10 protein-coding genes, 2 pseudogenes and 1 riboswitch are annotated in these 7,162 nt (G+C 71.1%); of the genes and pseudogenes, 2 read left to right on the top strand and 10 right to left on the bottom strand.

The genetic code is table 11. The features are described from left to right. The 8 genes from IC63_RS16135 to IC63_RS17125 all read right to left on the bottom strand — a co-directional run. A partial coding sequence (locus IC63_RS16135) for a HesA/MoeB/ThiF family protein (RefSeq protein ID WP_198026351.1) occupies positions 1-764 on the bottom strand: 764 nt, incomplete at its 3' end. Further along, positions 761-1,474, bottom strand: a complete 714-nt coding sequence (locus IC63_RS16130) for a thiamine phosphate synthase (RefSeq protein ID WP_084116011.1) — start codon at positions 1,472-1,474, stop codon at positions 761-763. The genes IC63_RS16135 and IC63_RS16130, both read right to left, overlap by 4 nt. Continuing rightward, entirely contained in the window at positions 1,471-2,235 is a 765-nt protein-coding gene (locus IC63_RS16125; protein WP_036722415.1) for a thiazole synthase, read from the bottom strand. Before IC63_RS16125 ends, IC63_RS16130 begins: the two co-directional genes overlap by 4 nt. A gap of 1 nt (position 2,236) precedes the next feature. Then, positions 2,237-2,434: a sulfur carrier protein ThiS gene (gene thiS / locus IC63_RS16120; RefSeq protein ID WP_036722413.1), complete on the bottom strand. Its 198-nt coding sequence runs from the start codon at positions 2,432-2,434 to the stop codon at positions 2,237-2,239. Next, positions 2,412-3,416: a glycine oxidase ThiO gene (gene thiO, locus IC63_RS16115; RefSeq protein ID WP_269634785.1), complete on the bottom strand. Its 1,005-nt coding sequence runs from the start codon at positions 3,414-3,416 to the stop codon at positions 2,412-2,414. Before thiO ends, thiS begins: the two co-directional genes overlap by 23 nt. Then, positions 3,413-4,207, bottom strand: coding sequence for a bifunctional hydroxymethylpyrimidine kinase/phosphomethylpyrimidine kinase (gene thiD, locus IC63_RS16110; RefSeq protein ID WP_036722410.1), 795 nt, complete (start codon positions 4,205-4,207; stop codon positions 3,413-3,415). Before thiD ends, thiO begins: the two co-directional genes overlap by 4 nt. Before the next feature lie 61 nt (positions 4,208-4,268). Beyond that, positions 4,269-4,373, bottom strand: a riboswitch (TPP riboswitch). A gap of 123 nt (positions 4,374-4,496) precedes the next feature. Beyond that, entirely contained in the window at positions 4,497-5,012 is a 516-nt protein-coding gene (locus tag IC63_RS17130) for a helix-turn-helix domain-containing protein (protein ID WP_052042331.1), read from the bottom strand. A gap of 57 nt (positions 5,013-5,069) precedes the next feature. Continuing rightward, positions 5,070-5,546 carry a cupin domain-containing protein gene (locus IC63_RS17125; RefSeq protein WP_084116009.1) on the bottom strand — a complete coding sequence of 159 codons (477 nt, stop codon included), beginning with the start codon at positions 5,544-5,546 and terminating at the stop codon, positions 5,070-5,072. Between the two features lie 20 nt (positions 5,547-5,566). On the opposite strand from IC63_RS17125, the gene IC63_RS16100 reads away from it, so the two are divergent. Together IC63_RS16100 and IC63_RS18295 are read left to right on the top strand one after the other, a co-directional pair. After that, positions 5,567-5,935, top strand: coding sequence for a DsrE family protein (locus IC63_RS16100; RefSeq protein WP_036722408.1), 369 nt, complete (start codon positions 5,567-5,569; stop codon positions 5,933-5,935). 22 nt (positions 5,936-5,957) lie between these two features. Beyond that, positions 5,958-6,299: a hypothetical protein gene (locus IC63_RS18295; protein ID WP_156965528.1), complete on the top strand. Its 342-nt coding sequence runs from the start codon at positions 5,958-5,960 to the stop codon at positions 6,297-6,299. A gap of 74 nt (positions 6,300-6,373) precedes the next feature. On the opposite strand, the pseudogene IC63_RS17120 reads toward IC63_RS18295, so the two are convergent. Beyond that, positions 6,374-6,697: pseudogene (locus tag IC63_RS17120) on the bottom strand (transposase); the annotation flags it as partial. Between the two features lie 57 nt (positions 6,698-6,754). Beyond that, positions 6,755-6,859: pseudogene (locus IC63_RS19205) on the bottom strand (helix-turn-helix transcriptional regulator); the annotation flags it as partial. Positions 6,860-7,162: the final 303 nt, after the last annotated feature.

Here is a 7,162-nt window from a genome sequence, read left to right as displayed (position 1 = left end):
CGCATGACCGGCATGCCGCCCCGGCAAGGGCTTTCCATCCCGCCCTGGCGCGCCCATATTTGGCCGGCAACGGAGGATTCGACGCCCCTGCCCCATTTCCTGCTGACGGTTCTCGCGGTCATCATCGCCGCGGGCGTTTCGCTGGTGCTGGCCCTCGCCGCAGGCATCCCGCTGTCGGCGCTGGCGCTGCTGGCCGCGGTCGCGGCGGGCGTGGGCCCCATGGCGCGCGGGGCGCGGGCCCGGGCGGGGGCGGGCAGTGCGGGAACCACCGCCCGCAGGCTGGGCGCCTGCCCGCAGAACCCGCCGACATAGCCGCCCAGGGCCAGCGCCGAGGCCGAGATCAGCGGCACCCCGGCGCCCATGCAGGCGTCCGACAGCGTGTAGCTGACGGCGAAATTGTCAGCGCAGTCCAGCACCAGCTGCGCCTCGGCGACCAGAGCCGCGGCGTTGGCCGGCGTCAGCCGCTCGGCCAGCGGCGTGACCTCGACGGCCGGGTCCAGCGCGGCGACGAAGGCCGCGGCCGACTCGGCCTTGCCCCCGCCGACCCGGCCGGCATGGATGGGCTGGCGGTGCAGGTTCGACGCCTCGACCACGTCGGGATCGACCACGGTCAGCGAGCCGACACCGGCGCCGGCCAGATACATGATCGCGGGCGACCCCAGCCCCCCCGCGCCCACCACCAGCACATGGGCGCGGGCCAGCCGCGCCTGCCCCTCGGCGCCGACCTCGGGCAGGACGATCTGCCGTGCGTGCCGCTCGCTCATCGCTCGGCCCCTTCTTCTTTGTCCAAATATCCCGCGGGGGTGCGGGGGCGCGAAGCCCCCGCGGCTGCGGTCGCCGCCAGCCATTCGCGCATCCGCCTTTCGGGGTCCGGGTTCAGGGTGATGTCGGTGACGGCCGAGACCACGTCCGCCCCGGCCTCCAGCGCCGCCCGGCCGCGCTCGGGCGTCAGCCCGCCGATGGCGACCAGCGGCACGGTGCCGACCCGGCGCTTCCAGTCTGCGACCCGGTCCAGCCCTTGCGGCGCCCATTTCATCTGCTTGAGGATAGTCGGCCAGACCGGCCCCAGCGCGACATAATCCGGGCCGACCGCCAGCGCCCGGTCCAACTCGGCCTCGTCATGGGTCGAGACCCCCAGCCGCAGCCCGGCCACCCGGATCGCGGCGAGGTCGGCGTCGTCCAGATCCCCCTGCCCCAGATGCAGCCAGTCGCAGCCCAGCTCGATCGCCAGCCGCCAGTGGTCATTGACCACCAGCGCGGCGCCGTGGGCGCGGGCCAGATCGCGGGCGCGGGTGATCTCGGCGCGAAGGATGTCCTCGGGGGCGTCCTTGATCCGCAGCTGGATCAGCCGCGCCCCGCAGGCCAGCGCGCGGGCGACCCAGTCGGCGCTGTCGAAGATCGGGTAGAAGCGCGGCAGCGCCGGCCGGGGCTCTGCCCCGGACCCCGGGATATTTGGGCACGAAAGACGGGTCATGCGAGGAACGCCTTGCCGATGACAGGGGTCGAGGGGGTGGCCATGTCGCGCGGCTCGATCGGGTCGGCGGCGCAGGCGGCGCGGCCGGACTCGATGGCGCCGGCCATGGCGCGGGCCATCGCCACCGGGTCACCGGCCTTGGCGACCGCGGTGTTCAGCAGCACGGCGTCATAGCCCATCTCCATCGCCTGCGCGGCGTGGCTGGGCAGGCCGATGCCCGCGTCCACCACCAGAGGCACGTCCGGAAACGCCGCCCGCAGCGCTCTCAGACCGTGCGGGTTGGCAAGCCCCAGCCCCGAGCCGATGGGCGCCCCCCACGGCATCAGCACCTCGCAGCCCGCGGCCAGCAGCCGGTCGCAGACCGACAGGTCCTCGGTGCAGTAGGGAAAGACCCTGAACCCCTGCGCGGTCAGTTCGCGGGCGGCCTCGACCAGTTGGAACACGTCGGGCGACAGCAGGTCGGTGTGGCCGATCACCTCGAGCTTGATCCAGTCCGTCCCCAGCAGCTCGCGCGCCATCTGGGCGGTGGTGATCGCCTCGCGCGCGGAATGGCAGCCGGCGGTGTTGGGCAGGATGGGCACGCCCAGCCCCTCGATCAGGCGCAGGAAATCCTGCCCGCCCCCGGCCTCGCGGCGCAGGCTGACCGTGGCGATGCCGGCGCCCGAGGCGCGGAACGCCGCGGCGAGGATCGCGGGCGAGGGATATTGTGCGGTTCCCAGCATCAGGGGCGAGGCGACCTCGGTGCCGTAAAAGACCGGCATCTCAGCCCCCCTGCATCGGCGCGACGACTTCCAGCGCGTCGCCCGGCGACAGCACGGTGGTCGCCCGCAGCGCCGCCGGGACGAAGTCGCCGTTCAGCGCCGTCGCCACCCGCGCCTCGCCCAGGCCCTCGGCCGCCAGCGCCTCGGCGACGGTGGTCGCCGCCAGCTCGCGCGGCTCACCGTTGATGGTCAGTTTCATGCCAGAACTCCGGTTTCGCTCCAGTGTCGATGTGATCGGCCAGCTGCATGGCCACCGCCGGGGCCAGCAGATAGCCGTGCCGGTAAAGCCCGTTGGCGTAGAGCCGCCAGCCCGCCTGCCCGATCCGCGGCAGGTTGTCGGGAAAGGCCGGGCGCGCGTCGGCGCCCAGCTCGACGATCTCGGCCTCGCCGAAGCCGGGGTGCAGCGCATAGGCGGCGCTGAGCAGTTCCAGCACCGAGCGCGCCGTGACCACCCCGCGCCGGTCGCTTTCGATCATCGTCGCGCCCAGCATGTAGATCCCCTCGCCGCGCGGGACGAGGTAGATCGGCACCCGCGGATGCAGCAGGCGGATGGGGCGCGACAGCGCCACCCCGGGGCAGCGCAGCACCAGCATCTCGCCCCGCACGCCGCGCAGGTCGGTCAGGATGTCGCGGGCGGCGAGGCCGCGACAGTCGATGATCCGGCCCGGATCGGGCGGCAGGACGGCGGCCAAGGTCACGCCGCGAGTGGCAAGCCCCGCCTGCAGCGCGGCCACCGCGGTGCGCGGGTCCAGATGCGCCTCGTCGGGGAAGAACAGCGCCCGGTGGAAGCGGCCGGAAAGGTCGGGTTCCAGTTCGGCCAGCCGGTCGGAGCCGATGGGCTCGAACCCTTCGGTGCGGCGCGCGAAGCGGTCAAGCTCTTGCCGGTCGCGGCCCAGCGTCACCACCAGCGTACCCGCGTGCGTGACACCGCCGGCATGGCGGTCCCACCAGTCGATCGCGGTCCGGCCGTGGCGCAGCACGGGTTCCTCGGCGTTCTCGAACTCGCACCACGGCGCCAGCATCCCGCCGGCCCACCACGAACAGCCCTGCGTTCCGGGACCGAGCGCCGGGTCGACCACCCGCACGGTGTGCCCGCGCGCGGCAAGCTCGGTCGCGGTGGCAAGCCCCATGACCCCCGCCCCCAGGATGGTGACGCCGTCCGCCGAGACACCCCCGCTCACGCCGGCCACCAGCGGTGGAAGTGATGCACCGGCCCGTGCCCCGAGCCGACGCCCAGCCCGTCGGCCGCGAGGATCGCGCCGTGCAGCCACTGATGCGCGGCCGCGGTCGCTGCGGGCACGTCCAGCCCCAGCGCGAGCCCCGCGGCGATGGCCGAGGACAGCGAGCAGCCGGTGCCGTGGGTGTTGCGGGTCGCGATCCGCGGCGCGGTGAAGTCGTGCCGCTCCGGCCCGATCAGCCGGTCGGTGCAGACGGCGTCCTCGGCATGCCCTCCCTTCATCAGCACCCAACGCGGTCCCATCGCCCGCAGCGTCTCGCCCTGCGCCACCACTTGCGCCGCGTCCGAGGCGACCGGCCGGGCGGCAAGGCGCGCGGCCTCGGGCAGGTTCGGGGTCAGCACCAGGGCGCGGGGCATGAGGGTTTCGCGCAGGACGGCGATGGCCTCGTCGTCGATCAGCGGATCGCCCGACTTGGCGATCATCACCGGATCGAGCACGATCGGCGCCGCGCATCCCGCAAGCGCCTCGGCCACCGCCCGCGTCGCGGCCGCCGAGCCCAGCATCCCGATCTTGACCGCCCGGACGTCGAGATCCTCCAGCACCGTCTCGATCTGGGCGCGGATCATGTCGGGCGAGACGCCCTCGACCCGGGTGACGGCGCAGGTGTTCTGGGCGGTGATCGCGGTCAGCGCGCTGGCGCCATAAACGCCGAGCGCCGAGAACGTCTTGAGATCGGCCTGGATCCCAGCCCCCCCGCCGCTGTCGGACCCCGCGATGGTCAGCGCTATCGCCATTGTCCCCCCCCCCTCGACATCAGGGGCCATGCGCGCACGGAGGAAGGGATGGCCGCATCGGATCGCGGCATGGCCCGTTCCCTTCGCCGGCATGACCCGGATCAGGTTCGATGGGTGCTGTGCCTGGCACATCTCAGCCCCGACCGGGGCGCCCCAACGAGCATTCGAGGGAGAATGTAAGGCTTATCGCGGGGGATGCAAGCGGTGCGGCGGGCGCGGCGGTTCACGGGATCACGCCGGAGGGCACCCAGTCCGCGATGGGCGGTTGAGAAAACCCCGCATGGCTGTCTCATCCGGCCTTGGACACCCCGACGGCCCTTCCTTGCTTGCGGTATGCCGCCGGCGGGCAGCCGGTCGCTCTGGCAAAGGCGCGGGTGAACGCCGCTTCGGAGGAATAGCCGGCGTCGAGCGCCAGTTCCACGATCGGGGCGTTGCCATCGATCAGCCGCTCGCGCGGCAGAAGCAGGCGCTGGTCGCGCAGATACGCGATCGGGGTCGTGCCGAGCCGCGCGGCAAAGCGTGCGGCGATGACGCTGCGCGAGGCCCCGGCTTGGCGCGCCAGGCTCTGCAGCGTCCAGGGTTGCGCAGGATCGCCGTGCAGCAGGCCAAGGCAGCGCCTCAGGATCGGGTCGCGGATCGCTGCCAGCCAGCCGGTCGTCCCGCGGGGCTCGCCCAGCAACTGTCGGCGCAGCACCTCGACCAGCGCAAGTTCGGTGAGTCGTTCCAGGATCGCCTTGCCACCGTCCTGCGGGGCAATCGACCTCGGCGACGATCTGGGCGACGATTCCGGCCAGCCAGTCGCCACCGCTTGCCGCGTTTACCAGGTTGCAGGCCGGCAGCGCCTGGCGGGACGGCGCGAAGGTCAGCGCCTCGCAGCGGACATCGCCGCACAGGATCCGCACCACCCGTTCGCTTTCGCCAAAGCGCAGGACCGGGGTTTCCGCCCACCGTGCGGGCGGCAATGCCCGTTAGGGTCGATCCCGGGCCTGCCCTCGCCGGCGCCGATGCGGTGCGGCGTGCCGAAGGGGAAGGCGGCGATGTCACCCTCGTGCAGGGTGGTGCGCTGCCCGTCGAAGTCAAGCCAGCAGCTGCCGCCGGCGAGGATGTGCAAGCTGACGGCGTCCTTCGGCTTGTAGGCGGCGGGCGTGGCATCCGTCTGCCAGTCGCCGGCAGGCATGTAGCAGTACTGCATCGAATCCGTGATCCGCACCCGGCGCAGCGCCGTGGCCAACAGGGCGGCGACGTGTCGGGCGGGGCGATCAGGATTCCCGATCAGGTTTTCCGGTCGCAGGGGCAAAGCCGCAGCCTCGGACAAAGCGCATGCTGCATTCACGATCATGCCAACCCGGGGAAGCTATCATGAAAGAGGATACCCAGGAACTGGTGATCGTGATGACCAGGGGGATCGATTCCGAACTGTCGTCCGTTGCCTTCACCCTGGCCAATGGCGCCATCACCGCGGGGATGCAGGTCCGGGTCTTTCTGACCAGCGCGGCTGTGAATGTTGTCCGGCGCAAGGGCCATGACATGACCCATGTGCCGCCGCTCGACCCGCTGGCGCGGCTGATCGCCGACTTCCAGGGCCGCGGCGGCACGATCTGGGCCTGCCCCCCCTGCGTCGCGGCGCGGGGTTACGAGGCCGACGACCTGATCGACGGCGTCGGGATCAGAGGTGCCAGTGCGATGTTCGAGCAGGTTCGCGCGGGCGCGGCCACGCTGTCCTTCTGACCCCTGACCGGAGGAATCGACCATGTCGACAGCAGGGCTCCCGTCGTTCGCGGCAGCCCTGGCCGCTTTCTCGTTGGCAGTTCTCGCCGGTCCAGGCAGCGGGCCGGCTCAGGCCGAGAAGATCGTAGCGCGGCCGGTCAGCCATGTCTCGAAGGACTCGCTGAAGCAAAGCTGCGCCAGCGCCGGGGGAGAATACGGCGAATTCGGCGAGGATTACTGGGGCCAGAAAGGAAACGACGTGGTCGCCTGCAACCAGCGGAAATGCACGGGAACGAGCACCGCTGATGCGCGCCCGCCAGCACGGCCTTGGACGTCGCCCGCCGACGTCCAGCGGCTTCCGTCACTGCGGGAAGAGGTCGAATGATGTCGCGGACCTCTCGCAAGGGCATTGTTGCAGAATGGCGGCTTGAGGCTTGAATGCCCCCTTCCCCTTCAAGCTCAGGCCGCGCGGACGATCTCGGCGGAGCCGAGGGCATTGAAGCGGTTGATGAGTGCGACGCGGATGTGGATTTCGGCGGTCTGGCGGTCGGGGTCTCTCGCGGCGATGCGCTCGCCGAAGGACTTGAGGCAGCGCATCTTGGCCTCGGCGCGGCTGCGGGCGTGGTATCCTGCCCAGCGTTTCCAGAACGCCCGGCCGTAGTGACGTGTGGCGCGCAGGGTTTCGTTGCGGGCCCGGGCGGCTGGACAGTCCTCCTTCCACGGGCGACCGTTCTTGCGGATCGGGATGATAGCCGTGCCACCGCGTGCGATGATGGCGCTGTGTTCGGCCTCGAAGGCCTCTACATCCTCGAGCCGGTAGATCACCCGGCCGCCGAGCTTGATGAATTTCGGGCCTTCGCCCGTCCACCGCCAGCGCTCCAGCGTGCGGTGCGAGATGTTCCAGCGAGCCGCCAGTTCGATCTGGGAAAGGTGCTTGGTCGCCATGTGAACCTCCTTGGGATTTCTGCGAACACTTGCGGGTTCAACATGGCGGAGGGGGTGGGAGGCGCTGGGGAGGCAGCCGGGAGGCAAACTGGGAGCTCAAAAAGATCTTCGCGCCGAAATCAAAAAAGGCCGCCCAAAAGGACGGCCTCTTTCAACGATCATGCAGGCGCGGCGTCGGCGTTGTTGCGCAACTCAGCTAGCGGCGTGAGCTGCCCCTTTCCCCGCTGAACTCAGCTGACGCGAACGATCTCGGCGGTGCCGAGGGCGGAGAAGCGGTTCATGAGAGCAATGCGGATGTGGATC

It is taken from the genome of Paracoccus sphaerophysae (assembly GCF_000763805.1).
GTDB classification, from domain to species: domain Bacteria; phylum Pseudomonadota; class Alphaproteobacteria; order Rhodobacterales; family Rhodobacteraceae; genus Paracoccus; species Paracoccus sphaerophysae.
The sequence above is the reverse complement of the archived record's forward strand: the minus strand, read 5'-3'. Positions and strand labels throughout refer to the sequence as shown.